Origin of the sequence: Haloarchaeobius litoreus, from assembly GCF_024495425.1 — an archaeon.
Taxonomy (GTDB): Archaea; Halobacteriota; Halobacteria; order Halobacteriales; family Natrialbaceae; genus Haloarchaeobius; species Haloarchaeobius litoreus.
This window is the reverse complement of sequence record NZ_JANHJR010000001.1, coordinates 120,636-144,014: the sequence shown is the minus strand read 5'-3', so window position 1 is coordinate 144,014 and position 23,379 is coordinate 120,636. Positions and strand designations below refer to the sequence as shown.

Annotated in this window: 25 protein-coding genes; 15 read left to right on the top strand and 10 right to left on the bottom strand. The window is 71.1% G+C overall.

Annotated elements, in window-relative coordinates; genetic code table 11:
• Positions 1-362: 362 nt before the first annotated feature.
• The 4 genes from NOW55_RS00750 to NOW55_RS00735 all read right to left on the bottom strand — a co-directional run bounded on the left by NOW55_RS00750 (position 363) and on the right by NOW55_RS00735 (position 4,650).
• Positions 363-2,489 (bottom strand): type B DNA-directed DNA polymerase, encoded by a 2,127-nt coding sequence (locus tag NOW55_RS00750; protein WP_256398139.1) that lies wholly within the window; start codon positions 2,487-2,489, stop codon positions 363-365.
• The gene (locus NOW55_RS00745) at positions 2,489-2,818 is read right to left on the bottom strand and encodes a DUF8156 family protein (protein WP_256398138.1); all 330 of its coding nucleotides are present in this window, start codon (positions 2,816-2,818) and stop codon (positions 2,489-2,491) included. The genes NOW55_RS00750 and NOW55_RS00745 overlap by 1 nt, the downstream gene beginning before the upstream one ends.
• Position 2,819: 1 nt before the next feature.
• On the bottom strand, positions 2,820-3,479 hold the full coding sequence (locus tag NOW55_RS00740; protein ID WP_256398137.1) for a P-loop NTPase family protein: 660 nt from the start codon (positions 3,477-3,479) through the stop codon (positions 2,820-2,822).
• A gap of 154 nt (positions 3,480-3,633) precedes the next feature.
• Positions 3,634-4,650, bottom strand: a complete 1,017-nt coding sequence (locus tag NOW55_RS00735) for a Cdc6/Cdc18 family protein (protein ID WP_256398136.1) — start codon at positions 4,648-4,650, stop codon at positions 3,634-3,636.
• Positions 4,651-4,785: 135 nt separating this feature from the next.
• Here NOW55_RS00735 and NOW55_RS00730 point away from each other — a divergent pair, with 135 nt between their 5' ends.
• Both NOW55_RS00730 and NOW55_RS00725 read left to right on the top strand, forming a co-directional pair.
• Positions 4,786-5,472, top strand: coding sequence for a DUF7504 family protein (locus NOW55_RS00730; RefSeq protein WP_256398135.1), 687 nt, complete (start codon positions 4,786-4,788; stop codon positions 5,470-5,472).
• Positions 5,473-5,556: 84 nt separating this feature from the next.
• A complete protein-coding gene (locus NOW55_RS00725; protein ID WP_256398134.1) occupies positions 5,557-5,712 on the top strand; it encodes a hypothetical protein in 156 nt (51 codons plus the stop codon).
• 8 nt (positions 5,713-5,720) lie between these two features.
• Here NOW55_RS00725 and ilvD read toward each other — a convergent pair whose 3' ends face one another.
• Positions 5,721-7,448 (bottom strand): dihydroxy-acid dehydratase, encoded by a 1,728-nt coding sequence (ilvD, locus tag NOW55_RS00720; protein ID WP_256398133.1) that lies wholly within the window; start codon positions 7,446-7,448, stop codon positions 5,721-5,723.
• Positions 7,449-7,988: 540 nt separating this feature from the next.
• A complete protein-coding gene (locus NOW55_RS00715; RefSeq protein WP_256398132.1) occupies positions 7,989-8,711 on the bottom strand; it encodes a class I SAM-dependent methyltransferase in 723 nt (240 codons plus the stop codon).
• A gap of 185 nt (positions 8,712-8,896) precedes the next feature.
• On the opposite strand from NOW55_RS00715, the gene NOW55_RS00710 reads away from it, so the two are divergent.
• From NOW55_RS00710 to pyrF, 3 genes are all read left to right on the top strand, one after another.
• Positions 8,897-9,853 carry a glycosyltransferase gene (locus NOW55_RS00710; protein WP_256398131.1) on the top strand — a complete coding sequence of 319 codons (957 nt, stop codon included), beginning with the start codon at positions 8,897-8,899 and terminating at the stop codon, positions 9,851-9,853.
• A 199-nt stretch (positions 9,854-10,052) separates the two neighbouring features.
• The gene (locus NOW55_RS00705) at positions 10,053-11,015 is read left to right on the top strand and encodes a beta-ribofuranosylaminobenzene 5'-phosphate synthase family protein (protein ID WP_256398130.1); all 963 of its coding nucleotides are present in this window, start codon (positions 10,053-10,055) and stop codon (positions 11,013-11,015) included.
• 69 nt (positions 11,016-11,084) lie between these two features.
• Positions 11,085-11,924, top strand: a complete 840-nt coding sequence (gene pyrF / locus NOW55_RS00700) for an orotidine-5'-phosphate decarboxylase (protein ID WP_256398129.1) — start codon at positions 11,085-11,087, stop codon at positions 11,922-11,924.
• Between the two features lies 1 nt (position 11,925).
• Here pyrF and NOW55_RS00695 read toward each other — a convergent pair whose 3' ends face one another.
• On the bottom strand, positions 11,926-12,099 hold the full coding sequence (locus tag NOW55_RS00695) for a hypothetical protein (RefSeq protein WP_256398128.1): 174 nt from the start codon (positions 12,097-12,099) through the stop codon (positions 11,926-11,928).
• Positions 12,100-12,190: 91 nt separating this feature from the next.
• On the opposite strand from NOW55_RS00695, the gene NOW55_RS00690 reads away from it, so the two are divergent.
• The 4 genes from NOW55_RS00690 to NOW55_RS00675 all read left to right on the top strand — a co-directional run bounded on the left by NOW55_RS00690 (position 12,191) and on the right by NOW55_RS00675 (position 15,999).
• Entirely contained in the window at positions 12,191-12,769 is a 579-nt protein-coding gene (locus tag NOW55_RS00690) for a J domain-containing protein (RefSeq protein WP_256398127.1), read from the top strand.
• Between the two features lie 111 nt (positions 12,770-12,880).
• The gene (locus NOW55_RS00685; RefSeq protein ID WP_256398126.1) at positions 12,881-13,252 is read left to right on the top strand and encodes a hypothetical protein; all 372 of its coding nucleotides are present in this window, start codon (positions 12,881-12,883) and stop codon (positions 13,250-13,252) included.
• 80 nt (positions 13,253-13,332) lie between these two features.
• Entirely contained in the window at positions 13,333-14,946 is a 1,614-nt protein-coding gene (locus NOW55_RS00680) for a GTPBP1 family GTP-binding protein (RefSeq protein WP_256398125.1), read from the top strand.
• Positions 14,947-15,045: 99 nt separating this feature from the next.
• Positions 15,046-15,999 (top strand): M48 family metallopeptidase, encoded by a 954-nt coding sequence (locus tag NOW55_RS00675; RefSeq protein WP_256398124.1) that lies wholly within the window; start codon positions 15,046-15,048, stop codon positions 15,997-15,999.
• Positions 16,000-16,032: 33 nt separating this feature from the next.
• Here NOW55_RS00675 and NOW55_RS00670 read toward each other — a convergent pair whose 3' ends face one another.
• Entirely contained in the window at positions 16,033-16,704 is a 672-nt protein-coding gene (locus NOW55_RS00670) for an HAD family hydrolase (RefSeq protein ID WP_256398123.1), read from the bottom strand.
• 95 nt (positions 16,705-16,799) lie between these two features.
• Between NOW55_RS00670 and NOW55_RS00665 the strand changes: the two genes are divergently transcribed.
• The 5 genes from NOW55_RS00665 to NOW55_RS00645 all read left to right on the top strand — a co-directional run bounded on the left by NOW55_RS00665 (position 16,800) and on the right by NOW55_RS00645 (position 21,151).
• Positions 16,800-18,260: a hypothetical protein gene (locus NOW55_RS00665; RefSeq protein WP_256398122.1), complete on the top strand. Its 1,461-nt coding sequence runs from the start codon at positions 16,800-16,802 to the stop codon at positions 18,258-18,260.
• 74 nt (positions 18,261-18,334) lie between these two features.
• A complete protein-coding gene (locus NOW55_RS00660; RefSeq protein ID WP_256398121.1) occupies positions 18,335-18,949 on the top strand; it encodes a GNAT family N-acetyltransferase in 615 nt (204 codons plus the stop codon).
• On the top strand, positions 18,942-19,574 hold the full coding sequence (locus NOW55_RS00655) for a GNAT family N-acetyltransferase (RefSeq protein WP_256398120.1): 633 nt from the start codon (positions 18,942-18,944) through the stop codon (positions 19,572-19,574). Before NOW55_RS00660 ends, NOW55_RS00655 begins: the two co-directional genes overlap by 8 nt.
• Positions 19,575-19,596: 22 nt before the next feature.
• On the top strand, positions 19,597-20,286 hold the full coding sequence (locus NOW55_RS00650; protein WP_256398119.1) for a GNAT family N-acetyltransferase: 690 nt from the start codon (positions 19,597-19,599) through the stop codon (positions 20,284-20,286).
• Between the two features lie 223 nt (positions 20,287-20,509).
• The gene (locus NOW55_RS00645) at positions 20,510-21,151 is read left to right on the top strand and encodes a DUF7978 family protein (RefSeq protein WP_256398118.1); all 642 of its coding nucleotides are present in this window, start codon (positions 20,510-20,512) and stop codon (positions 21,149-21,151) included.
• On the opposite strand, the gene NOW55_RS00640 is transcribed toward NOW55_RS00645, so the two are convergent.
• Complete coding sequence (locus NOW55_RS00640) at positions 21,148-21,648, bottom strand: GNAT family N-acetyltransferase (protein WP_256398117.1); 501 nt, start codon at positions 21,646-21,648, stop codon at positions 21,148-21,150. The genes NOW55_RS00645 and NOW55_RS00640 overlap by 4 nt on opposite strands.
• 58 nt (positions 21,649-21,706) lie before the next feature.
• Positions 21,707-22,354, bottom strand: a complete 648-nt coding sequence (locus NOW55_RS00635) for a metal-dependent hydrolase (RefSeq protein ID WP_256398116.1) — start codon at positions 22,352-22,354, stop codon at positions 21,707-21,709.
• A gap of 99 nt (positions 22,355-22,453) precedes the next feature.
• Here NOW55_RS00635 and NOW55_RS00630 point away from each other — a divergent pair, with 99 nt between their 5' ends.
• Positions 22,454-23,161: a helix-turn-helix domain-containing protein gene (locus NOW55_RS00630; RefSeq protein WP_256398115.1), complete on the top strand. Its 708-nt coding sequence runs from the start codon at positions 22,454-22,456 to the stop codon at positions 23,159-23,161.
• The last annotated feature ends 218 nt before the right edge of the window (positions 23,162-23,379 follow it).

Sequence of the window (23,379 nt, the reverse complement as noted above, 5' to 3'; positions counted from 1 at the left end):
GAAAGACGCCGGAGGCGTCTTTCGTGATGACGAGAGAGCTTCGCTCTCTCGAACCACGCTCCTCACTTCGTTCCGGTGCTTGCGTCAGCCGCCGTCGTCGAGACGACTGCCCCTTTCAGTCCCGTCCCCAGCGACCACACCGCTACCTCACCCTCCCCAGCCGATTGCGATGCTCGCTAGCGCTGCGCTTCTCATCCCTCGCACGAGTGTCTGCTCGCGGTCTGGCGAGACTCCTTCGTCGTCTCGCTGCCCTCCACTCACTGCGTTCGTGGAGATCTCGCTTCGCTCGACACGCTCGCGAGCCGCGCGCCGATGGTGAATGACGAGCTGAAAGTTTACAGTATATGTAAACTTTCGCGTGCTCACAGGTACGCCGACAGCGCGGCGTCCCGGCGCTCGCGGAGGTACCGGTCGACGCGCTCGCGGTCCCAGCCCAGCGGTGAGACGACGCTCACGGCCGCCCGGGTCGCGAGGTCGGCGTAGAAGTCGGCATCGTAGCCGTCGGGGTCCTCGAACGCGAGGCGGACGCGCTCGGCGGTCCGGCTCGCGTCGTCGTCGACCACGACGAACCGGACGGGCTGGCCGGGATGGCGGTCGACGCCGTGGTGTTCGTACCGCCGGAGCGCCCCGACAGTGCGGGTCTCCTGGGTGTACGCGCCGGGGCGCTTGCCCACCCGCTTGGTGACGACGAGGTCGGCGGGGTCGACCCGGCCCGCGTGCAGGTCGAGGAGGTGCGTCCGGAGGCGGTCGACGACCGGCTCCGGGGCGCGCTCGGCGTCGAGGGTGTCGAGCAGGTCGCGCTGGCAGTCCGCGACCCACTCGGGGGTCGACCGCTGCCGGGCCTCGATGCCCCTGAGCTTGAACGAGCCGTCGTCGGCCCGGCCGACGTAGCGGGTGAGCGCGCCCGCCTCGGTGCCCCGGCGAGGGACGAACGCCACCCAGTCGTAGTCGGCCTCGTGTTCGAGCCGGATGCCCGCGTCGTCGGTGACGCGAGCCGCGACGGCGTCCAGCGGTTCCTGCTCGACACCCTCCCGCGGCGTCACCCACAGCGAGTCGACGATGGCGTGGACGACGTGCCAGCCCGCCCGCTCCAGGGCCTCCTTGGCGTCGAGCAGCACCTCACGGGCGAACGCGTTGATGGTCTCGTGGCACTCGATGCGGCCGAACTTCGCGTTCCGGTAGCCCTGGTAGCCGAAGCAGGAGACGAGCACCCACTTGATGGCGGCCGATCTGGCGGCGAGGCCCTCGTCGTCCACGTCGCCGGCGTCGTCGCCGTCGGGCAGGTCGGCGAGCCGGGCCTTGAACTCGGCGCGGTCGTCGAGCAGCGGCGCGAGCACGTCCGGGAGGAACCCCGGCTCGTCGCAGACGGCGTAGCCGAGCCCCGGCACGTCCGCGCGGTCGGCGTGGCAGTCACAGCCGACCGTCTCGGGGGTGACGTTGTGCTCGCGGATGACGTTCGGGTACAGCGACGCGAAGTCGAGCTCGTGGACGTCCTCGTGGAGCCCGACCTCGGGCGAGAGGGTGACGCCGCCGCGGTCGGCCGCGTGGAGGGTCCGCGCGGGCTTGAACGACTCCGGCTCCCACTTGTTCCACGGGACGAGCACGCCCCGCGAGAGGGCCTCGCGGCTCTGCATCGCAGTGAGGACGGTGCCGATGCTCGCCCACGCGGTCTCCTGCAGCGGCCGCCACGAGCGCTCGACCATGTAGTGCAGGCCCGCGAGGCTGGACTCGTTCCAGAGGAAGCTGGAGCCGGTGACGACGATGGCCCGGCCCGGGACGGCGTAGCGCGCCGGCGAGTGGCCCACCCGGCCGTAGCTCTCGTAGGTGTTCTCGCCGGCCAGCTGGGTCCACCCCGGCCGCCGGCCGAGGTCGAGGTCGACGCCGTGCTCGTCGGCGGCGTCGGCCAGCGTCGGCACGAGGTCGGCGTGCGAGAGCAACAGCACGTCGGGGTCCACGCGGTCGAGTCGGCGGGCGAGGGTCCTGAGGGCTGCACCCGGCGTCCCGCCGGCGGGCTCGCCCCCGACCCGGAGTTCCCCGACGCGGTCGTGGGCCAGCGCCGCCTCGTCGATGTCGATGCTGAGCGTGCGGAGCGGCTCGGTCGGCACCGGCGAGCTGTCCGTCTCGACGCAGTAGCGGAAGCCGGGGGCGAAGTCCACGTCGAACAGCCGGAACGTCCCCGGCGCGTGGCTGCCGCGTTCGTGGTGGTGGCGGACCTCGTTCGCGAGCGTGCGGACCTCGGAGACGCGCTCGCAGTCCACCCGGAGCACCGGCTCGGGCGCGTCGGCGTGGAGGTCGAGCCGCCACTCCTCGGTCGCGGTCGCGACGACCTTCGGGTCGGCTTCGAGGGCGGCCGCCAGCTCCGCCCGGGCGTCGTCGGGGGCGGCGACGTACAGCGTCGGGTGGTAGTCGGTGTTCTCGACGGCGACCGCCTCGTCGCCGTCGCGGTGCCACTCGACGACGCGGTCGTCGTGGAAGTCGAGCGCGAACATCAGTCGGTGGTCTCGACGTCGGGGGCTTCGGACCCGTCGCCGTCGTCCGAGCGGTCGACGTCCGCAACCCCGTCGTGGCCCTCCGCGGCCGCCAGCCGCTCGTGCAGCTCGCGAATCTCGGCCTCGTGGGCGAGCAGCATCGACAGCAGCGTGGCGACCGCGGGGTCGGTCGCGTTCCGGTAGCTGGCGGCGTGGGCGGTGGCGTCGGCGCGCTCGAACAGCCGGTCGAAGTCGAGCTGGTGCTCGTAGCGGAGCGCGCGCCGGAACGGCTGATAGCGCTCCTCGAACTCGCGGAGCCGGTCGCGGTAGGTGGGGTTCGTCCGGCCCATCTCAGACACCTCCGAAGGCGGCGAGGGCCGCGTCGGTGGCGTCCGGTGCGACGGCGTCGGTGAGTTGGTCGGCGACCGCGCCGCAGCGGTCGACCCAGTACGGCACCGTAGTCTGCCAGCCGCCGTCGACGGGGTACACCGTCGTCTCGAACGACTCACCCTCGTAGCGCAGGCCGAAGCTCGTGCGTGTGCAGTCGAGCTCGCGGTCCGCCACGGCGGCGACCGCCTCGCGGGCCTCGCCGCGAGCGGTCACGAGCACCGGCACGTCGCAGGCGTCGGCGAGGTCCGCCAGCACGGCGACGGTCGACGCCCGCAGGTCGGCGGCCTCCCGCTCGGGCACGTCGCCGTCGCGGTAGAGCGAGCCGAGGTTCGGGCAGACGACGAGGCCGGTCCGGGCGTCGACGCGCCGGACCAGCTCGCGGACGAGCGCGTGGTGCTGGTAGGCGGTGAACGCGCGGGCGACGTGCACCCGGTCGAGCAGCCGGTCCGTCCTGGCGACCTCGGCGAGCGCGTACGTCGTCGCCGTGTTCCGGGCGTCGACCCAGTACGCGGGCCGGCCGTCGGTCAGCGTCCGGGCGACGAGCCGGTGCAGCGCGGTCGAGCGGTCGTCGGGCGTTGCGAGCAGCGTCAGTCCGGGGTCGAGTGTCGGTTCGTGCTCCATACGGGAGAGGACGGACACGTGTTACTAAAGCGACAGAGTGGTCGTGCCGAACGTTCCGAAGTTCGGCTCCGTCGCCGGTATCTGGTTTCAGAGGAGTGCTACCGTCGGAACGGGGGTATGCCGAAGCCATGCCGAAGTTCCGGCTGCCCCGGGCTCAGGACGTCGGTGTCGGCTCGACGACCCGGTAGACACGCGAGCTCGTCTCGCCCTCCTTCGTCAGCAGGTCGTACTCGCAGAGCTTGTTCAGGTGCTTCCGGCGCGTGCGCCTGACGTTCGGGTCGTCGACGCGACCCTCGTACCGCTCGTGGAGCGTCGCCGCGTCGACCTCGCCGGCGTCGCGGACGACCTCGTACAGCACGCGCTGGTGGGCGGTGAGTTTCGAGAGCGTCTTCCGGCGCACGTCGTGTTCGGCCTCGGGGATGGCCGCGGTGACGTGCTCGGGGTCGAGGCGTGCCGCACCGGCGTCCTCGGCGTTCCGGGCGGCCGCCCGGAGGACGTTGATGGCCAGTCGCGCGTCGCCGGCGGCGGCGTCGGCGATGCGCTCGAGCTGGGCGTCGTCGACGGTGCCGGGCTCGAACCCCATGCGCACCCGGTCGGCGAGGATGGCGGCCAGCTGGTCGGTCGTGTACGGCTGCATCCGGATGGAGGCACAGGTCCGCAGCCGGCTCTGGAGGCGCGGGTCGAGGTCCGCGAGGAACGCCTCCTCCCGGTTGGCGACGAGGACGACCGCGACGTGGGGGATCTGGTAGAGGTCGTAGAGCACGGCCGTGTCCCGCAGCACGTCGACCTCGTCGAGGATGGCGATGTAGGGCTCGCCGTGGTCGCGCAGCCGGCGGACCAGCTCGTCGACGGGCGTCGACGACCGGTGGACGTCCGTCGCAGCGCCGACGTTCGCGAGCAGCCGTTCGAGCACGGCGAAGCGCGTCGAGTCGGTCCAGCAGTTGACGTACTCGTGGGCCACGTCGCGCACCTCGCGGCAGAACTGCGAGACGATGTACTGCGCACAGCAGGTCTTGCCCGTGCCCGGGGGGCCGTGCAGGAAGACGTTGCCCGGTCGGTCGTCGTCGGCGACGGGGGCGAGCGCGGTCGAGAGCTGGTTGCACTCGGCGTTCCGGTGGCGAACCTCCGAGGGGACCCACTCGTCCCGAAGCACCCGCGGGTCCGTGATCATCGCCGGAGGGTTCGTGCGGGGGGACCGTAAGTCGACGGAGACCGGAGTGGAAGTGGTCCCGTGCCGCCCAAACCGGGGTGACCGACAAGGATAAGTCACTGAGCCGTCGTCTTTCGGTAGCTTCGACGGGTAGTCATGACGCAGGCGCACCGCTTCGAGGAGGTCCTCACCGACACCGTGCTCTCGCACCACCGGGACCTGCTGGTCGCGGGCCCGAGCCGCGAGACGGTCCGACCGGTCCCGACCCGCATCCTCGCGTGGGCAGCCCAGCCGGGCGACGGCGCGGCGCTGGTGACGACCCGGGACGCCGCCCGCACGCTCCTCGACCGCGTCACGATGGAGGTTCCCACCCTCGACCGAGACCGCATCGGCGTCGTCGACTGCACGCCGACACACGACGTCGTCCGGGCGAATCCGCGGGAACGCCACTGGAGCGTCCCGTCGCCGACGGACCTGACCGGCGCGAGCATGGCCATCAACGAGTGTCTGGAGACGCTGCGAGAGGCCGGCGTCGACCGTCGCCACCTCCTGTTCGACTCGCTGTCGACGCTGCTGCTCTCGACCGACGCCGAGACCGTGTTCCGCTACGCCCACCAGGTGCTCCTCTCGGGTGGTGCGACCGGGCTGTCGCTCTTCCCGGTGTACACGAACGTCACCGACGGCACGGACTTCGAGCGCCTGAAGCACCTGTTCGACGGGATGGTCCGGGTGCGTCGGCAGGACGGCGGCCGCGAGGTCCGGTTCGTCGGGATTCGAGGCACGCCGGCGGGCTGGGTCCGGCTCGAAACGGACGTGTCACCGACCGACGCCGGGAGTCGGTGAGCCCGCACCCTCGACGAATCGCCGGGCGACCAGGCCGGGTAACGCGTCGGTACTATTGTGCGTCCGGCTCGACGGGATGGCCGGATGTCCATCAACCCGGTCCAGTGTCCGCTCTGTGACGAGATGCTGGACGGATCGGAGGACCTCGACACGCACCTCGTCGAGGCGCACTCGAAGACGGAACTCGCGGAGTTCGTCGTCGAAGCGTGGGAAGAGGGACAGGGTCCCGGCCCGACGTAGGCTCCCGACTACTCCTGCTTCGCGCCGGGGTTCGACACCGCGCCGTTGGCCGCCGAGCCGAAGTCACGGCCGTACTTGGCGAGGACGCCCGAGGTGTACGCCGGCTCCGGTTCCTCGCGCGATTCGAGCCGGGACTCGATCTCCTCGTCGCCCAGGTCCACCGACAGCTCGCGGTTCGGGATGTCCACCGTCACCACGTCGCCGTCCTCCAGCGCGCCGATGGGGCCGCCGACGTAGGACTCGGGGGCGACGTGGCCGACCATCGGTCCCCGCGTCGCACCGGAGAAGCGGCCGTCGGTGAGGAGCGCGACGTCGTCCTCGTGGCCCGCGCCGACGACAGCCGCGGTGACGCCGAGCATCTCGCGCATCCCCGGGCCGCCGCGTGGCCCCTCGTTCCGGATGGCGAGCACGTCGCCGCTCTCGATGCGGTCCTCCTGCACGTACTTCATCGCGGCCTCCTCGCTCTCGAAGACGCGGACCGGGCCCTCGTGGTGGAAGTTGTCCTCGCCGGTGACCTTGAGAACCGCGCCGTCGGGCGCGAGGTTGCCGGTGAGGATCTTGATGGCACCCTCCTCGTGGAGCGGCTCGTCGGTCGTGTAGAGGAAGTCCGCCTCGATGTCGTCGTCGGAGGGCAGCTCGCCCTCCGCCTCGAGGTGTGCCAGCTCCTCGGCCATCGTCCGGCCCGTGATGGTCGCGGCGTCGCCGTGGAGGTAGCCGCCCTCGAGCAGCCGCCGGAGGACGACGGGCACGCCGCCGAGCTCGTGCAGGTCGTTCATGACGCGGGTGCCGCCGGGCTGGAGGTCGGCGATCTTCGGGGTCCGGTGGCTGATCTCGTCGAACTCCTCGATGTCGAGGTCGATGCCGGCCTCGGCGGCCAGCGCGAGCAGGTGCAGCACCGCGTTCGTGGAGCCGCCGATGGCGACCTGGAGCGCGATGGCGTTCTCGAAGCTCTCCTTCGTGAGGATGTCCGACGGTCTACGGTCCTCCTCGACGGCCTCCAGCGCCAGCTCGCCGGCGCGGTGGGCGACCTCGTAGCGCGACTCCTCCTCGGCGGGCGGGCTGGCGCTGCCCAGCGGTGCCATCCCCAGCGCCTCGGAGATGGATGCCATCGTGTTCGCGGTGAACATCCCGCCGCAGGAGCCCGCGCCGGGACAGGCGTGCCGTTCGAGGTCGTCGAGTTCGTCCTCGGTCATGTCGCCCGAGGCGACCGCACCGACGCCCTCGAACACGTTCTGGACGGTGACCTCGCGGCCCCCGTGCTCGCCGGGCATGATGGAGCCGCCGTAGAGGAAGACGCTCGGGAGGTCGGTGCGGATGGACGCCATCAGCATCCCGGGGAGGTTCTTGTCGCAGCCGGCGACGGTGACGAGCGCGTCGACGCGCTCGCCGAACGCGACGAGTTCCACCGAGTCCGCGATGACCTCGCGCGAGATGAGCGACGCGCGCATCCCCTCGGTCCCCATCGAGATGGCGTCGGAGATGGTGATGGTGCCGAACTCGATGGGCATCCCCTCGGCGGCTTCGACGCCCTCGATGGCCGACGCGGCCACGTCGTCGAGGTGGACGTTGCAGGGCGTCACGTCCGCGGCGGGGTTCGCGACCCCGACCATCGGCGAGGAGAGGTCGGTGTCGTCGTAGCCCATCGCGCGGAACATCGCCCGGTGTGGAGCCCGCTCCGGGCCCTCGGTGACCTCGCGACTGCGGAGCCCCTCGGGCTTCTCGGGTCGGTCGTGCATGGTCGGTGGTAGCGACGCGACGGCTTAAGTCCCGTCGCTGGGACAGATGTTGCTGCCGAACCCGAACGTGTGGTGCTGTCTGGGTCTCGGCCGTGTCGATCGCGAGTCGGTCGCTGTCAGAGTCGTCGGCCCTGCCAGCGCCAATACCAGCCAGAAAGCCACGTCATCGATGAGAATAGCGGGCACCGTGAACAGCCAGAAAGCCCCGAGCGTCTCGACTCCCGCGACTCGCTGCGCTCCTCACTCCGTTGCGGTGCTTACTTCGTCGGGGTTCGTCGAGACGCTCGCCCCTTTCAGTCCCACCTGCCGCAACAGCACCGCACCTCCCTCCTCCCCAGCCTCTTGCGTCCCCGGAAATCTTCGATTTCCGGTGGGCTCACGAGACGCTCGCGTCTCGTGACCGCTCCTCGGTCGCAGGCTCCCTGCGGTGGTCATCCCTCGCGCGGATGGCTCGCGGGCTTCGCCACGCTCGCCAGCCGCGCGCCAACCGGTCGGTTGGCGATGTCTGTGTACACCTAAAACGGGGGCCGCGAAGCCGGCTCAACCCGCTGCTCTCGGTGGCTTCCGGGCGACGTAGTACGGCCGCGGGTCGAGCAGCGTGGGTCGGCCGTCGTCGGTGCTCGGGACGAGCCCGGCCACGTCGAAGCCGACGTCGTGCAGCTGGCGACGCTGTGCCGGCGGGACGATGGCGTACGTCAGGTCGATGCCGTTCGAGTACTCGACGAGCGCGTAGCGGGACCGGAGCGTCCCCGCTCGACGGTTCCGCCGCACGAACCGCCAGGCCTCGGCCACGGCCGAGCGGTCGGTCGGGTCGACGACGAACCGGGAGAGCTGGTTGTTCGCGTCGAAGGCGAACACCCCGCCGGGCTTCAGGACGCGCCACGCCTCGAGTATCGCCCGCATCCGACTGGCCGCCGGGCGGACGTCGTCGATGCCACGGCCCGCGAACAGCACGTAGTCGAACGAGGCGTCCGGGAACGAGAGATCGGTGGCGTCGTCCACGCGGAACTCGACGCCGGGGTGGAGCTCCCGTGCGACCTCGACCATCGTCTCGCTCACGTCGATGCCGACCACGTCGAACCCGCGCTCGGCGAGCGGTGCCGTCACCCGACCGGAGCCACAGCCCAGGTCGAGGACGCGGCCGCCGTCGCCGTCGACGTACTCGTCGAGCAGGCGACGTTCGTTGGGTCGCAGTCCCTCGCGACCGACCTCGGCGTACTTCTCGACGGCCGCGTCGTCCTCGTAGTACGCCAGCTGGTCCATAGCACGGAGAGCAGGCGCGGAGAGTTTGTATTGTGGCAGTTACCCGTCCGCACCGCGAGAACGGTCAACTCGGGCGTCCTCGTGGAGGTAATCGCAGCTTGGGACAGTACGGCCACCGTACTTCGTCACGAGCGCCCTGTGAGCCTTTCAAAAGCTTCTTGCGCGGACGGGGCAGACGAGACGACATGGACCCCGAGGTCGCCGTCGCCCACTATCCGGAAGGTGCCGGTCACGCCACGCGGATGCTCGCCGTGGCGAAGGCGCTCGAAGACCGCGGCGCGACCATCCGCCTCGCCGGCGGCGGCCCGGGGAAGCGGTTCGTCGAACTCAACGGCTACCAGGAGTACGTCCCCGCGGTCGTGGACTACATCGGCGACTACCAGGACGGCGGGAACCTCCTCCGCGTCATCACCCACAGCGTCCCGATGAGCGGCAAGCGCGTCTACGACTACGCGCAGTGGCTCCGCCGGACCGAGCCCGACGCGCTCGTCACCGACGACATGTTCGCCGCGATGGCCGCCACGCTGACCGGGACGCCGCTGCACGTACTCACGCACAACTCGCCGCACTTCTACGACGCGGCCGTCGAGGAGTGGTTCACCTGGCTGCTGACGAAGCACCAGCTCTACGAGTGCGAGCAGTTCCTCTACCCGGCGGTGTGGCCGCCCTGCGACGACGACCCCGACGGCGTCACGCACGTCCCGCCCGTCGCGCTGGAGTGCGACGACGACCGCACGGTCGAGCCGTTCGACGTGCTCGTCGTCCCGAGCCACTACTCGGATTCGCTCGACGAACTCGTCGCGGGCCTCCGCGAGGACGGCCACAGCGTCACCCGCGTCGGCGGCGAGGACTGGGAGACGGTGCCGGCGATGCTCCCGCACCTCGTAGCCGCCGACGTCGTCGTCTGCTCGGGCTACTCGACGGTGATGGAGGCCGCCGTCGCCGGCACCCCCTGCATCATCTGGCCGTTCACCGACGAGCAACGCGGCGTCGGCCGGGTCATCCAGGAGGCCGGTGTCACCGGCTTCCAGATCGAGCACTCCGTGCCGCACATCCGCCGCGCCGTCGCGAACCCGCCGGACCCACCGAGCTTCGAGAACGGGGCCGAGGTCGCAGCCGACGCCATCGTCGACGGGCTGTAGCTCGGTTGACCAGGTAGCCGGTGACGACGTCTCCCCGAACCAACCACCCGGCGCGCGGCTGGCGAGCGTGCCGGGGGCGTCCGAAGTGGTGACAGGGGTTTTCTGACGGCCGAACCGGAACAGCCCGTTCTCTCGAACGACACCGGACACGGTTGCCACCGCCGTAACCGGTTCCCACCCACGTCACGACAGACGAACAATGGCAACGGTCGGCGTCGGCGCGCGCCTGCACTTCGGCTTCGGGAACCTCTCGCTGGCGCACACCCGGCTCTACGGCGGACTGGGGGTGGCGCTCGCGGAGCCGCGGGTGCGGGTCACGGCGACGCGGGCCGACCGTGTTGACTGTGCGGACGAGACGGTCCGGGGCTTCGCCGAGCGCGCGACCGGGCTCCTGGGCGTCCCGGGAGTGGCCGTCTCGGTCGAGGAGTCGCTCCCGCGGCACGTCGGACTCGGGAGCGGCACGCAGCTCGCGCTGGCGACGCTGGCCGCGGTCGCACACACCTACGACCGAGAGCCGCGAGTCCGCGAACGGGCACCCGACCTCGGCCGCGGCGGGCGTTCGGGGGTCGGCGTCGCGGCGTTCGAGGACGGCGGGTTCGTCGTCGACGGCGGGCACCCGACCGCGCGGTTCACGACCGACCCGCCCGCGGAGGGCGAGTGGACCGTCCCGCCGGTGGTCGCCCGGCACGAGCTGCCCGCGGACTGGCGGTTCGTGCTCGCGATCCCCGACGCGTCCCGGGGACGCAACGGCGACCGCGAGGAGGAGAGCATGCGCGCCGTCGTCGAACGCGCGGAGCCCGGCATCGCCGACGAGGTCGCGGGCGTCGTGAACCGCCGGCTCCTGCCCGCCGCCGCGGAGGGCCGGCTCGACGACTTCGGGGACGCCGTCGCCGCCGTCGGCCGCCTCAACGGCGCGTGGTACGCCGACGAGCAGGGCGGGGTGTTCCGGCCGCCGGTGGGGACCGTCGTCGACGAGCTCGCCAGCGACCCGGCGGTCACCGGCGTCGGGCAGTCCTCGTGGGGGCCGACGGTGTACGGGGTGACCGATACGGCCCGCGAGGACGCCGCCGCGGCCGCCGCGCGCGAGGCGCTCCGGGCGGCCGACGTGGACGGCGAGGTGCGCGTCGTCGCGCCCGCGAGCCGCGGCGCACGGGTGGAGTGAGCCGGTCGAGGGCCCGGGGACGACACAGCTTCGACAGGTCCAAGACCACCCCCCGCACACACCGATTCAATGCGCTTCTTCGACCGACTCGCGGCCCGCATCGACGACCGGAACACGGTCGTCTCGGTGGGGCTGGACCCCGACACGGACCGCATCCCCGAGTTCCTCGCGGACCACGACCTGCCGCGGTGGGCGTTCAACCGCCGCATCATCGACGCAACCCACGAGCACGCCGCCTGCTTCAAGCCCAACGCGGCGTTCTACGAGGATGCCGACGGCTGGCGCGCCCTGCGCGAGACCGTCGCCTACGCCCACGGGAAGGACGTGCCCGTGCTGCTCGACGCCAAGCGCGCCGACATCGGCAACACGACGCGCCAGTACGCGAAGCTGCTCGACGTCGTCGACGGCATCACCGTGAACCCCTACATGGGCCGTGACTCGCTCGCGCCGTTCCTCTCGCGCGAGGACGCCGGCGTGTTCGTGCTCGCCCGCACGTCGAACCCGGGCGGGACGGACTTCCAGGACCTCGAACTCGCCACCGGCGAGCCGCTGTACGAGCGCGTCGCGACCCGCGCCTCGGAGTGGAACGAGCACGGCAACGTCGGGCTCGTCGTCGGCGCGACCACGTCGGACGAACTGGAAGACGTCCGCGAGCGCGTCCCCCACCTCCCGTTCCTCGTCCCCGGCGTCGGCGCACAGGGCGGCGACGCAGAGGCCGCCGTCGAACACGGCCTCACCGAACTCCCCGAGGGCACCGAGTCCGCGGCCCGCGGCGTCGATGTCGGGCTCGTGAACTCCTCGCGCGGCATCATCTTCGCCGGCGAGAACGCACGCGGCGAGGGCGAGTTCTTCGCCGCCGCCGGCGACGCAGCCCGACGGCTCAAGCGCCGGCTGAACCAGTATCGCTGACTCAGAACTGGTACGTGTCGCCGTCGGTGTCGGTCGGACCAGCGCGTGACGAACAGTCGAGGCACATCCCGTCCTCGCGCTCGTAGTGCCGGTCGCAGACCATCGCGCCACAGTGGTTGCACTGCTGGGTCGCACGGGCGTCCTCGCAGATCTGGCAGAGGGTCTCGACGCTCATGCGAGAACGTAGCACGCCACGGGCCTTGAGTGTGTGCCGGCTTCGAACCCCACCGAGAGATATTAGGTCGGCTAGTCCCTACCCCCGATTCGTGCGAGACTCACCGCTGTTGTTCGGTCTGGCGGCGGTGTTCGCGGGCCTGACGACGGTGCTGTTGGTCGTCGCCATCGTCACCCGCGAGCTGTTCGTCCTCGGGATCGCGGCCCCGTTAGCCGTGACCACGTACCTGTTCTGGTTCCAGGCGAGCGGGAAGCTGCGCGAGCGCGTCGACGCGGGCACGTACCGCGACGCGTTCGGGCAGCGGCGACGGGCGGCCGAGCGGAAGGCGGCGGAGGGCCCACGCGGGCCGCGGAGCCGGTTCGGCCGGGAGGCCCGTCGGGCGGCCGAGGAGCGTCGCCGCCGGGCCCGTGCGACGGCAGCGGGCGCGACGGCGGGCGGTCGCAGGCAGCGAAGCCAGGGCGAGCGCCGGCGGCGCGCACCGCGGTCGACCGAGGGACCGACCCGGGGCGAGGCGCTGGACCGGCTGGACCTCGACGCCGACGCGGACCAGGCCGACGTGCGGGAGGCGTACCGGTCGAAGGTCAAGGAGGTCCACCCGGACACGACCGGTGGCGACGAGGAGGCGTTCAAGCGGGTGACGGCGGCGTACGACCGGCTGTCCGAGGAGTGATCGACCGGCACGTCGGCGGCCCGAACCGACGGACGCGTGTCGCCGCGGTCGACCGCCCGAATCGTGACGCCGGGGTGTGGTCTTTTCATGCCGGGAGTCGATGGAGGACGTATGGTCCCCGAGACGGTCGATCGGCGGCGGAGTCGGACCGCCGTGGTGCTTGCCATCGTGCTCACCGGTATCGTCTACGTCGAGTTCTGGGACGGGACCGTGCCGCCGCTGCCGGGGGCGGGGACGCTCGTGCTCGCGATCGGCGTCGGTATCGCCGCGGCGGTGCTCCAGCTGGCGCTCGAGGACGTCCTGGAGCCACCGACGGTGCTTGACAACACGCTGGCGTTCCTGCTGCTGCTCGGTGCCGCCCTCGTCGTCGCCTTCCTGCTGTTCCCGCGGGGGCTGCCGGTCGCCGCGGAGCTGGGGATGCTCGCCTGGTTCTGGACGACGGCCGTCGGCCGGCTCGTGCTGTACTACGGGAAGCGGGACTGAGCCGGTCTCCCGTGCGCTCCCGTGAGAACGACACCCAAAACACGGGAAGGCTTTTCCGTACTGTATGCTAACGCGAACCTATGAGCCCCGACAGGGCCGTGCTGGAACGGGCCCTCGAACGCGGCGAGCAGGAAGGCGGCAACGTCGAATTCAAGGAACGGCTCAACAAGGACGTCCACCTGGCGGACGGCCGGCGCGAGAGCCTGGCGGCGCAGCTCCGTCATCGCGTGCTCTCCGGCGACGGGGAGGCGCTGTACGTCGTCGGCGTCACGGACGACGGCGGCCTCGCGGGTATCGAGCCCGGCACCTTCTCCGAGTCCATGGACGTGTTGAGCCTGCTGGCCGAGGAGGCCGGCGCACACCTCGATGACGTCCAGACGTGGGGCGTCGGCGAGGACGACGAGCGCGGCATCGTCGGCGTCGCGGTGGTCCGCGAGGGAGCCGTCCTCGAGACGGACGATACACACATCGTGGTCGGTACGGCGGGGCACGTCGACCACGGCAAGTCGACGCTGGTCGGCTCGCTGGTCACCGGGCAGTCCGACGACGGCGACGGCTCCACGCGGGGCTACCTCGACGTGAAGCCGCACGAGGTCGAGCGCGGGCTCTCCGCGGACCTCTCCTACGCCGTCTACGGCTTCGACGACGACGACGGGCCGGTCCACATGGACAACCCGCACCGGAAACAGGACCGCGCCCGCGTCGTCGAGGAGGCCGACCGCCTCGTCTCCTTCGTCGACACGGTCGGCCACGAGCCGTGGCTCCGCACCACGATTCGCGGCCTCGTGGGGCAGAAGCTCGACTACGGTCTGCTGACGGTCGCGGCCGACGACGGCCCGACGAAGACGACACGCGAACACCTCGGCGTGCTGCTCGCGACCGAACTGCCGACGATGGTCGCCATCACGAAGGCCGACCTCGTCGACGACGAGCGCCTGCGCGAGGTCGAACGCGAGGTCGAACGCCTGCTCCGCGAGGTCGACAAGACGCCCCTGCGTGTCGAGCGCCACGGCGTCGACGCGGCCGTCGAGGAGATCAGCGAGACGGTCGTCCCCATCGTCACGACCAGCGCGGTGACGATGGACGGCCTCGACACGCTGGACGAGCTGTTCGAGCGCCTGCCCAAGACCGCCGGCGACGACGGCGAGTTCCGGATGTACGTCGACCGGACCTACTCCGTCACCGGCGTCGGCGCGGTCGCCTCCGGCACCATCATGGCCGGCGAGGTCGAGGCCGGCGACGAACTCCTGCTCGGGCCGATGCCGGGCGGCGACTGGCGCGAGGTCGAGGTGCGCTCCATCGAGATGCACTACCACCGCGTCGACGAGGCACGGGCGGGCCGCATCGTCGGCATCGCACTCAAGGGCGTCAGCGAGTCCGAGATATCGCGTGGGATGGCACTCGTCCCCGGCGATACCGGCCCCGCCACCGTGCGGGAGTTCGAGGCCGACGTCATGGTGCTGAACCACCCGACGCGCATCGACGACGGCTACGAACCGGTCGTCCACCTCGAGACCATCAGCGAGGCCGCCATCTTCCACCCGGCGGACGGCCAGCTGCTCCCCGGCGACACCGGCCACGCGACGGTCCGCTTCAAGTTCCAGCCCTACCTCGTCGAGGAGGGCCAGCGGTTCGTCTTCCGCGAGGGCCAGTCCAAGGGGGTCGGCACCGTCACCGGAGTCCACCGGCACTGATCCGGGCTGCCGCCGAGTACCCGTTCTCCCGACCGCCCTGACCACGCAGGCACCAGTCCCCGATAACGGTTTCAGACAACCCACCGTACCCCTACCCCGATGGATTCAGACGCCCTGGCCACTCGTCTCCTCACCGTCGCCACCGGGCTCGTCCTCCTCGTCCTGTACCTGCTGCTCGGTGGCCTCTTCGCCGGCGTGTTCGCCGTCCTCTGGGCCGGCAGCCCCGACCCCGTCTGGCTCGCCGTCGCGTTGCTCGCCTCGGCCCTGTTGTTCGGCTACGCGAGCTACCGCGGCGGCACCGCCCGCATCCTCTCGTCGCTGGAGGCGACCGAGCTCCCCCGGGACCGCGCCCCGGAGCTCCACGCCCGCGTCGACCGTCTCGCAGAACGGATGGACATCGGCGAGCCCACCCTGCTCGTCGGCCGGATGCCCACCCCCAACGCGCTCGCGATCGGTGGCCGCGCCAGGAGTAGCGCGGTCGTCCTCGACGCCGGGCTGTTCCGCCTGCTCACGCTGGACGAAATCGAGACCATCGTCGCCCACGAGCTCGCCCACATCGAGAGCCGCGACAGTCTCGTCCAGACGCTCGGCTACAGCGTCGTCGAGACGTTCAGCGGGCTGCTGTTCCTCCTGCTCCTGCCCGTCGGGCTGCTCGTCGTCGGGGTGCGACGCGCGGTCCGGCTGGTGCTCGGCCGTCCGATCGAACCGCTCGACCAGCACGTCGGACGCGCGTACGCCGTCGTCGCCGGTGTCGTCGTCGCCTCCACCGTCGTCGCGACGCTGCTGCTCCGGGCGCACTCCCGGCGGCGCGAGCTCGTCGCCGACGACCGCGCGGCGGACGTGACCGGACGGCCAGCCGACCTCGCCCGCGCGCTGGCCCGCATCGAGCGCGCCTCGACCCCCGACCGGGGGTTGCTCTCCTCGCTGTACATCCACGGCGAGGACGAGGGCGGGATCACGCGCCTGCTCGCGACGCACCCGCCGATGCGCGAGCGCGTCGAGCGCCTGCTCGACCGCGCGGACGAGGCCTGGGCGCCCATCGAGATCCAGTAGCCGGTGCGTCGAGGGCCCGTCGAGCGGCCGACGCTACCGCCATGGCGGCACGAGCAGTTCGTCCAGCCGGTCGACCGCGTACGTGGGCGTCGGCTCCGGCGTCGAGCCGTCGCCGAGCCACACCGAGCGCAGCCCGGCCGCGTGGGCACCCTGCACGTCGGAGCTGAGCGAGTTCCCGACGTGGACCGCGCGGTCGGCGTCGGCGTCGAGCAGGTCCAGCACGTGGTGGAACGGCTCCGGGGCCGGCTTCGCCGCGGTGTCGTAGCCCGCGTGGACGACGTGCTCGAACCGGTCGGCGAACGGGAGCGCGCTCAGCTTCGCCCGCTGCATTCCCGGCGCACCGTTCGTGACGATGGCGAGTCGGTGGTCATCTGCGAGTGCGTCGACCGCGTCGACCGCCCCCGGCAGCGGCTCGACCGCCGTCTGGTCGCGCGTCGCGGTGTAGGCGTCGGCGACCGCGTGGCCGGCCGCGGGGTCGAGGCCGCGGTCGCTGGCGAGGTCGGCGAAGCAGAGCCGGCGCAGCTCGTCGATGTCCGCGGCCTGCTCGGCGTAGTCGTCGTAGTTTGCGACGTAGTCGCGTTCGTCGAACATCGGCTCGACGCCCGCCTCCTCGAACGCGATGGAGAGCACCTCGCCGACGCTCCGCCGGTACCGACAGAGCGTGTCGTCGAGGTCGAACAGCACCGTGTCGACAGGTTCGGTCATCTATCCGGGTGTGGGTCGTGCTGGATTATAAATTGAGGGACCGGCGTGACGGCCTCGTGGACCGGACTTATGGCGACGCGCACGGACCCGGACGTATGGACGACCCACTCGTCTTCGCCCTCCCGGACAGCGTCTTCGTCGCGTTCGACGAGGAGCCCGCCGTCGCGGACAGACGCGGTGCGCGCCACGCCATCGACGCCGCCGACTTCGCGGCGTTCTTCCGGCGGTACGGCGTCGACATCCGCGAGGCGGACGCCTCGGACGTGCGCTCGCTCGGCGACCTGCTCTCGACGCTCTCGTGGGCGGACGCGGAGGCGACGACGGTGCCACATCCGGCCGACGCCGACGAGCTCGCGGACCTGACGCGGCTGTTCCTGGCCTACGGCGCGGCCGGAGCGAGCCTCGAACCCGCCGACGGCACGACCACGTACCTCGACGACGACGGACTGCGGGCGACCGCGCGGCGGACCGCAGCGGGCTGTGACAGCTGCACGTCAGCGGCCGTCGACCAGGTCGGCGCGACGTACTACGAGATCTGCAACCCGCACCGCAGAGCACTGTACCGGCGGGCCGTCGAGGCCGCGGACGACGGGGAGCCGGACCTCGACGCCGTCGACGTGGCCGACTGCGTGGACCGGCTGGAGACCGACGACGACCCGACGGCGGCAGCGGCCGCACTCGCCCGGGTCGCCCGCGAGGACCCCGAGCGTGTGGGACCGGCCCGCGGCGCGCTGTTCGACGTGCTCGACCGGCTGCGGGCGGACCCGTTCGCCGACGAGGGTCCCGCGACGGCCGCCGTCACCGCGCTGGCCGGGCTGGCGACGGTCGACACCGAGACGCGGACGCGACTCGTCGAGCTGCTCGACGACGACCACGCCGGCGTCCGGCGCTGTGCCGCGACCGCGGTCGGCGTGGCGGCCGAGGACCCACCGACTGCGGCCGCCCTCGTGGCGAGCGCGGACGACGACGACGACGGCGGACTGCTCGACCGGGTCGTCGGCGGGAGTGGACCGCCGCCGGCCATCGAGCGGCTGACGGCGATCCTCGACGAGGAGTCGCCCGAGAACCGGGCGCGGGCGCTGTTCGCGCTGACCGAGCTCGCCCGGGACGAGCCCGACGCCGTCGCACCGGTCGCCGGACGCATCCGCGAGCATCTCGGCGACGACGACCCCGACGCGCGGTTCCGGGCCATCGTCGCCACCGGCGTGCTTGCCCGGCACGACCCCGACCTGGTCGGCGATGCACTCGGCAGACTCCGCCAGTTCGCCGGCGGCGACGGACCGGACGCCGACGCGGCGACGGTCGCGCTCGCGTACTGTCTGGCGGCCGGCCTGGACGTCGGGAAAGACCGTGGTGAGCTTCGGCGGGCGGTGCGCGACCTCGCTGACCCCTCGCGCGAACCCGACCGCACGGTCCGGGAGGCCGCGCTGGCCCTCGGCGCGGTCGGCATCGACGCCGACCGCGACTACCTCTCGTGGGTCCGCGACTGCGCAGGCTCGCCCCGCGTCGCGAACGCGGCGGAGCGGGCGGCGAGAGACCTCCGAGAGCGGGTCTGAGGGCGGCCGGCAAGGCGTGCGACAGGTTCGCAACCCTGGCGAACCGTTTTTAGCCGGCTGGACGATGCAGGCCCATGGACCTGTTCCCCGCCACGTTCGAGACCGAACGACTGCGGTACGAACGGCTCGACGAGTCCGTGGACGCGTTCGAGCTGTACGAGTACACGAGCAGCGACGAGTTCGCCGAGGTCGGCCGGTTCATCTCGAAGGGGCAGCACCACACGCCGAAGGAGACGGCGGACTACCTGGCCGACTCCGCCCAGCGCTGGAACGACGGCAGCCGTGCGAACTGGGCGATGTACCCGACGGCGGGAGAGGATGGCACCGGCGAGTTCGCCGGCGTCGCGAGCCTCATTCCGCTGTGGGACCGCCGGACCGCCCGGCTGGGCGTCTGGCTCCGCAAGCCGTTCTGGGGTCGGGGGTACTCCGGTGAGCGCGCGGACGCCCTTATCTCGCTGGCGTTCGACCGACTCGACCTCGAACTCGTCGGCGCGGGCTGTGTCGCCGGGAACGAGAACTCGAAGCGCGCCATCGAGAAGTACGTCGAGCGCTGGGGCGGCACGTACGAGGGCCTGCTGCGGAACTGGATCACCCTCGACGACGAGCCACGGGACCTCCACCGCTTCAGCATCAGCCGCGCGGAGTACGAGGCGAGCGACGTCGCGCCGGGGCTGACCGTCGATGAGTGAGCTGTTCCCCGACCGCATCGAGACCGAGCGGCTCGTCCTCGAACACGAGTCGGCCGCCGACGCGGACCTCTTCGAGCGCTACCGTCATCTCTCGACGGACGCGGTCGACCCGGCGGCGTTCGAATACATCCCGGTCTCGCCCCACGAGCATCCCCAGGACACCGCGGAGATGCTGAGCCATCGACATGAGCGCTGGGCGGACGGCGTCGGCGCGACCTACGTCGTCCGACCGAAGGCGGGCGAGGACGGTGCGGGGCTGCCCGCGGGAGAGGCCGAGCTGCTCGCCGACTGGGAGGCCCGGAGCGCGTACTTCGCGTTCGGCCTCCGGAAGCGGTTCTGGGGGCGGGGCTACTCCGGCGAGCGCGCTGACGCGCTCGTCTCGCTGGCGTTCGACCGGCTCGACCTCGCGGCCGTCACCGTCACCCACCTCGTCGAGAACGAGAACTCGCGGCACGCCGTCGAGAAGTACGTCGAGCGTTTCGGCGGCCGCCGCGAGGGGACCATCCGGAACCAGATCACGCTCGACGACGAGCCCGTCGACACCGTCCGCTACAGCATCAGCCGCGGGGAGTACGAGGCGAGCGACCCCGACCGCGAGCACACGTTCCACGACGGTGACGACTGACCACCACACGAGATAGCGAACCATGTCCATCGCATTCACCGACTGGGCGGGACTGCTCCCGAGACGCATCGACACCGACCGCCTGACCATGCTGCCCTCGACCCCCGAGGTGATGGACCCGCTGGACTACTACCGGGTCTGCTCGGCCGGGGCCGACATCGACGAGGTGACCGAGCACCTCACCTGGGAACCACACGCGACTCCGAAGGAGACGCTGGAGTTCCTCGAGACGACCCGCGACGGCCTCGACGCCGGCGAGGACGCCAGCTATCAGCTGTACGTCGACCCGGCCGACGCGCCCGAAGACATCGACGGCCCGTCGCCACGCGGCCCGTACGCCGACAGCGACCTCGTGCTCGCCGGCGGCGCGGGCATGGGTATCGACTGGGACCGGCGGACCGGCACGCTCGGGACGTGGCTGCGCAAGCCGTTCTGGGGGCGGGGCTACTCCGGCGAGCGGGCCGCCGCGTTCGTCGCGCTCGCGTTCGAGTGCCTCGACCTCGAGGTCGTCGCCGTCGAGCACGTCGCGGGCAACGAGAACTCCCACCGGGCCATCGAGCGGTACGTCGAGCGCTTCGGCGGCCAGAAGGAGGGCGTACTCCGGAACTGGGCGCTGAAAGCGGGTGCACCGGTCACCCAGCACCGCTACAGCATCACCCGCGAGGAGTACGAAGAGAGCGATGCCGACCTCGATGTGACCGGGATGCCATGACCGTGAGCCTGACGGGACCGACCTGCGGGTCTCGGGCGGGGACCGTGTGACGGGCCGGCACCACCCTCGTTCGCGACGAGTGCCCGGATCAGTTCACCGAGCGGCCACTTGAAAGCGACCCCTACACTATTTGATTGAAATGTGATACGGTTAACGCAACCAGAGCAACGAATGGGCAGTTTGCCGAAGATATATACCGAACGCGACGGAACCGGTTCTTGTCATGCCACCCAACACGATGCGCGGCAGCTCGCGGTCGAGTGGAACCGGCGTCGACGCACGTGCAGCCGCCGTCAGTGCAGGGGCCGGCGCGGTCGCCTTCGTGGTGAGCTACCTCGTGACGTTCCTGCTGTGGACCCAGACCACGCTCCCGGACCCCGAGACGTTCGACCAGGCCATCGACCAGGCGTTCGTCCAGTCGGTCCGCGACACCGTGCCGTCGTGGAAGGCCGCCGGGATGACGCTGTACAACGCGCACTTCGTCGACCTCACCTACAGCACACCGTCGGGCTCCAGTTCGGTGAACCTCATCGACGCCGCGGGCGGCGGTCTCGTGGCCTTCGCCATGTTCGTGCCGCCGCTGGTCCTGCTGGTCGCCGGGTTCGTGTCGGTGTACACTACCGACGCGACGGTCGACCTGCCGAACGCGGTGGCCGCGGGTGCGCTCGTCCTCGTCGGCTACCTCCTGTTCGCCCTCGTCGGTGCCTTCCTGTTCGGCCACACCGAGTCCGTCGAGTTCTTCGGCTTCTCCGGACAGTACACCCTGAGTGTCCCCCTGCTCTGGACGGTCGTCTTCCTCGGCGTCGTCTACCCCGTCGTGTTCGGCGGCCTCGGCGGCGCCGGTGCGTACCTGCTGAAGGATTAGAGCTCGCGGGCGACCATCTCGCCCCAGTGCGCGAAACCGTGTCGCTCGTAGAACGCCTTCGCCCGCTCGTTCTCCCGGTCCACGTCCAACACCAGCCGGTCGAGCGGCAGGTCCATCGACCGCGCGAACGCGACGGCCCCGTCCATGAGGTCGTCCGCAACGTCCGTGCCGCGGTGAGCGGGGGCGACGTAGAGCTCGTTCAGCACCGCTGCATCCCAGACGTGGGCGAGTCGCTGGGGCAGGACGAACACGTAGCCGGCGAGTCCGTCCCCGGGGCCCTCACCGTCGTCGGGTTCGACGAGCACGCAGCGCTCGTCGTCGGTGACACAGCGGTCGACCCACGTGAACCAGGATTCACGGTAGTCGTCGGTGAGTTTGCCCTCGTACTTCGCCCGCTTGTCGTCACCACCCGTGCCCGAGCCGAGGCCGAGCTCGAACGCCCGCTTCGCCTCCCAGAGCGCCTCGGCGTCGGTGTTGGAGTCGTACGGTCTGACCATGCCCGGGCTTCGTCGTGCGGTGGCTTCAGTCGTGCGGGTCCGGTCCGGCATGGCGAGCTCAGGCCGTGTACTCGTCGTACAGCCGGCTCGTCATCACGAACGCGCCGGTGCCGACGAGCAGGAGCTGTTCGCCGCTGTCGGCCAGCGGGAACACGCGCTCTTGCACCTCGGCCTCGCCGGAGCGGTCCGGGTTCGTGTCGACGCCGGTGTGGTACTGGGTCTCCTGCGTGGAGCCACGAGAGACCGACTGCGCGGGCTCCTCGCTCTCGAGTTCGACGAACGTCTGGACGAACCCCTTCCGGTCGGAGAGGTACATCTCGCCGTTGAGCGCGTAGAACTGGTCGTGGACCGGCCAGAACAGGTTCGCGCCGTTGGTCATCAGGTCCGGGCCGATAGCGCCGAAGACGGCGGCGACGACGGCCACGGACCCGACGCGGTGGGCGGTGGGACCGAACCTGCCGCGGAGGACCGAGCCGTCGCCGCGCGAGCGGTCGTAGAGTAGCACGACGCCGATGGCGGCGAGGAACAGCAGCGAGTGGAACGCCGCGCGGTGCGCGCCGACGAGGACGAACCCGAGGAACACGTCGAGGTCGACCAGCACCGTCAGCCCGAGTACGGCGACGAGCGCGCGCCAGGAGAACGCGCGACCGAGGAGGGCACACCCGACGATGCCGGCGAGTGCCACGTGAACGACTGTCGAGGGCATACACGAGGCATCGTCGCTCGGAGCAAAACCCTTCGGGTTCGTCACCTGTCGAAGGTAGGTTTCGATACGCTTTTGCGCCGCGTCGTCCACCAACGGACGATGAGCGACAGCCCACGCCGACAGCTGGCGACGAAGATCGCCGGCGAGGTGACCCTCTCCGCGGACCCCGGCTCGACCCTGCGGAAGTGGCGCACCGACTTCGACATCTCCCAGACGAACCTCGCGGCCGAACTCGACGTCTCGTCGTCGGTCATCTCGGACTACGAGAGCGGCCGACGGGAGAACCCCGGCATCGGCGTCGTGAGCCGCGTCGTCGAGTCGCTGCTGACCATCGACGAGTCCCGCGGCGGCGACCACATCAGGCAGTACGCCCGCGTGCTCTCGGCGGGCTTCGAGAGCGACATCGTCCGCGACCTGCGCGAGTACCCGACGACCGTCTCGCTCTCCCGGCTGTACGACGCCATCGACGCGACCGAGGTGCAGTCCGGCCACGCGACCAGCGTCTCCGGCCACACGGTCATCGACTCCATCGCGGCCATCACGCGGCTCTCCTCCGAGGAGTTCTACCGACTGTACGGGCAGTCCACCTCCCGGGCGCTCGTGTTCACCGAGATAACGAGGGGCGAGTCGCCGCTGGTCGCGATGCGCGTCGTCACGCCGACGCCGAACGCCGTCGTCCTCCACGGCATCGACGAGGACGACCTCTGGGAGCACGCACCCAAGCTCGCCCGCGCCGACGGCTTCTCGCTGGCCGTGACGACCGCCTCGACCGAGGAGATGCTGGAGTCGCTCGCGTCGCTGCCGTAACTGCTCGACACAGTCCACTCCGGCGGCACTGTTTCCGAGTCAGAAAACTGCCGACCCGGTTTTTATGGGTCCCGGTCGCAGGATAGGGTGGCGACGGCCGCCCCGCCATCCACCGTCGCCGACCCTACCCACCCACTGACCGGAACCGCCTCCGACCCACGGTTCCCGGCCTGCCCACCACCGTTCCCACCTGGGTTCGTCGGACCACCGTCCACTTG

Excerpts from the sequence above, each read along its gene's own strand:
- NOW55_RS00635 (WP_256398116.1), bottom strand. The coding sequence starts at position 22,354 with ATGCCCTCGACAGTCGTTCACGTGGCACTCGCCGGCATCGTCGGGTGT.
- NOW55_RS00630 (WP_256398115.1), top strand. The coding sequence starts at position 22,454 with ATGAGCGACAGCCCACGCCGACAGCTGGCGACGAAGATCGCCGGCGAG.
- NOW55_RS00670 (WP_256398123.1), bottom strand. The coding sequence starts at position 16,704 with ATGACCGAACCTGTCGACACGGTGCTGTTCGACCTCGACGACACGCTC.
- NOW55_RS00710 (WP_256398131.1), top strand. The coding sequence starts at position 8,897 with ATGGACCCCGAGGTCGCCGTCGCCCACTATCCGGAAGGTGCCGGTCAC.
- NOW55_RS00705 (WP_256398130.1), top strand. The coding sequence starts at position 10,053 with ATGGCAACGGTCGGCGTCGGCGCGCGCCTGCACTTCGGCTTCGGGAAC.
- NOW55_RS00745 (WP_256398138.1), bottom strand. The coding sequence starts at position 2,818 with ATGGGCCGGACGAACCCCACCTACCGCGACCGGCTCCGCGAGTTCGAG.
- NOW55_RS00680 (WP_256398125.1), top strand. The coding sequence starts at position 13,333 with ATGAGCCCCGACAGGGCCGTGCTGGAACGGGCCCTCGAACGCGGCGAG.
- NOW55_RS00665 (WP_256398122.1), top strand. The coding sequence starts at position 16,800 with ATGGACGACCCACTCGTCTTCGCCCTCCCGGACAGCGTCTTCGTCGCG.
- NOW55_RS00750 (WP_256398139.1), bottom strand. The coding sequence starts at position 2,489 with ATGTTCGCGCTCGACTTCCACGACGACCGCGTCGTCGAGTGGCACCGC.
- NOW55_RS00650 (WP_256398119.1), top strand. The coding sequence starts at position 19,597 with ATGTCCATCGCATTCACCGACTGGGCGGGACTGCTCCCGAGACGCATC.
- NOW55_RS00675 (WP_256398124.1), top strand. The coding sequence starts at position 15,046 with ATGGATTCAGACGCCCTGGCCACTCGTCTCCTCACCGTCGCCACCGGG.
- NOW55_RS00715 (WP_256398132.1), bottom strand. The coding sequence starts at position 8,711 with ATGGACCAGCTGGCGTACTACGAGGACGACGCGGCCGTCGAGAAGTAC.
- NOW55_RS00735 (WP_256398136.1), bottom strand. The coding sequence starts at position 4,650 with ATGATCACGGACCCGCGGGTGCTTCGGGACGAGTGGGTCCCCTCGGAG.
- NOW55_RS00695 (WP_256398128.1), bottom strand. The coding sequence starts at position 12,099 with ATGAGCGTCGAGACCCTCTGCCAGATCTGCGAGGACGCCCGTGCGACC.
- NOW55_RS00685 (WP_256398126.1), top strand. The coding sequence starts at position 12,881 with ATGGTCCCCGAGACGGTCGATCGGCGGCGGAGTCGGACCGCCGTGGTG.
- NOW55_RS00660 (WP_256398121.1), top strand. The coding sequence starts at position 18,335 with ATGGACCTGTTCCCCGCCACGTTCGAGACCGAACGACTGCGGTACGAA.
- pyrF (WP_256398129.1), top strand. The coding sequence starts at position 11,085 with ATGCGCTTCTTCGACCGACTCGCGGCCCGCATCGACGACCGGAACACG.
- ilvD (WP_256398133.1), bottom strand. The coding sequence starts at position 7,448 with ATGCACGACCGACCCGAGAAGCCCGAGGGGCTCCGCAGTCGCGAGGTC.
- NOW55_RS00730 (WP_256398135.1), top strand. The coding sequence starts at position 4,786 with ATGACGCAGGCGCACCGCTTCGAGGAGGTCCTCACCGACACCGTGCTC.
- NOW55_RS00655 (WP_256398120.1), top strand. The coding sequence starts at position 18,942 with ATGAGTGAGCTGTTCCCCGACCGCATCGAGACCGAGCGGCTCGTCCTC.
- NOW55_RS00725 (WP_256398134.1), top strand. The coding sequence starts at position 5,557 with ATGTCCATCAACCCGGTCCAGTGTCCGCTCTGTGACGAGATGCTGGAC.
- NOW55_RS00645 (WP_256398118.1), top strand. The coding sequence starts at position 20,510 with ATGCCACCCAACACGATGCGCGGCAGCTCGCGGTCGAGTGGAACCGGC.
- NOW55_RS00740 (WP_256398137.1), bottom strand. The coding sequence starts at position 3,479 with ATGGAGCACGAACCGACACTCGACCCCGGACTGACGCTGCTCGCAACG.
- NOW55_RS00640 (WP_256398117.1), bottom strand. The coding sequence starts at position 21,648 with ATGGTCAGACCGTACGACTCCAACACCGACGCCGAGGCGCTCTGGGAG.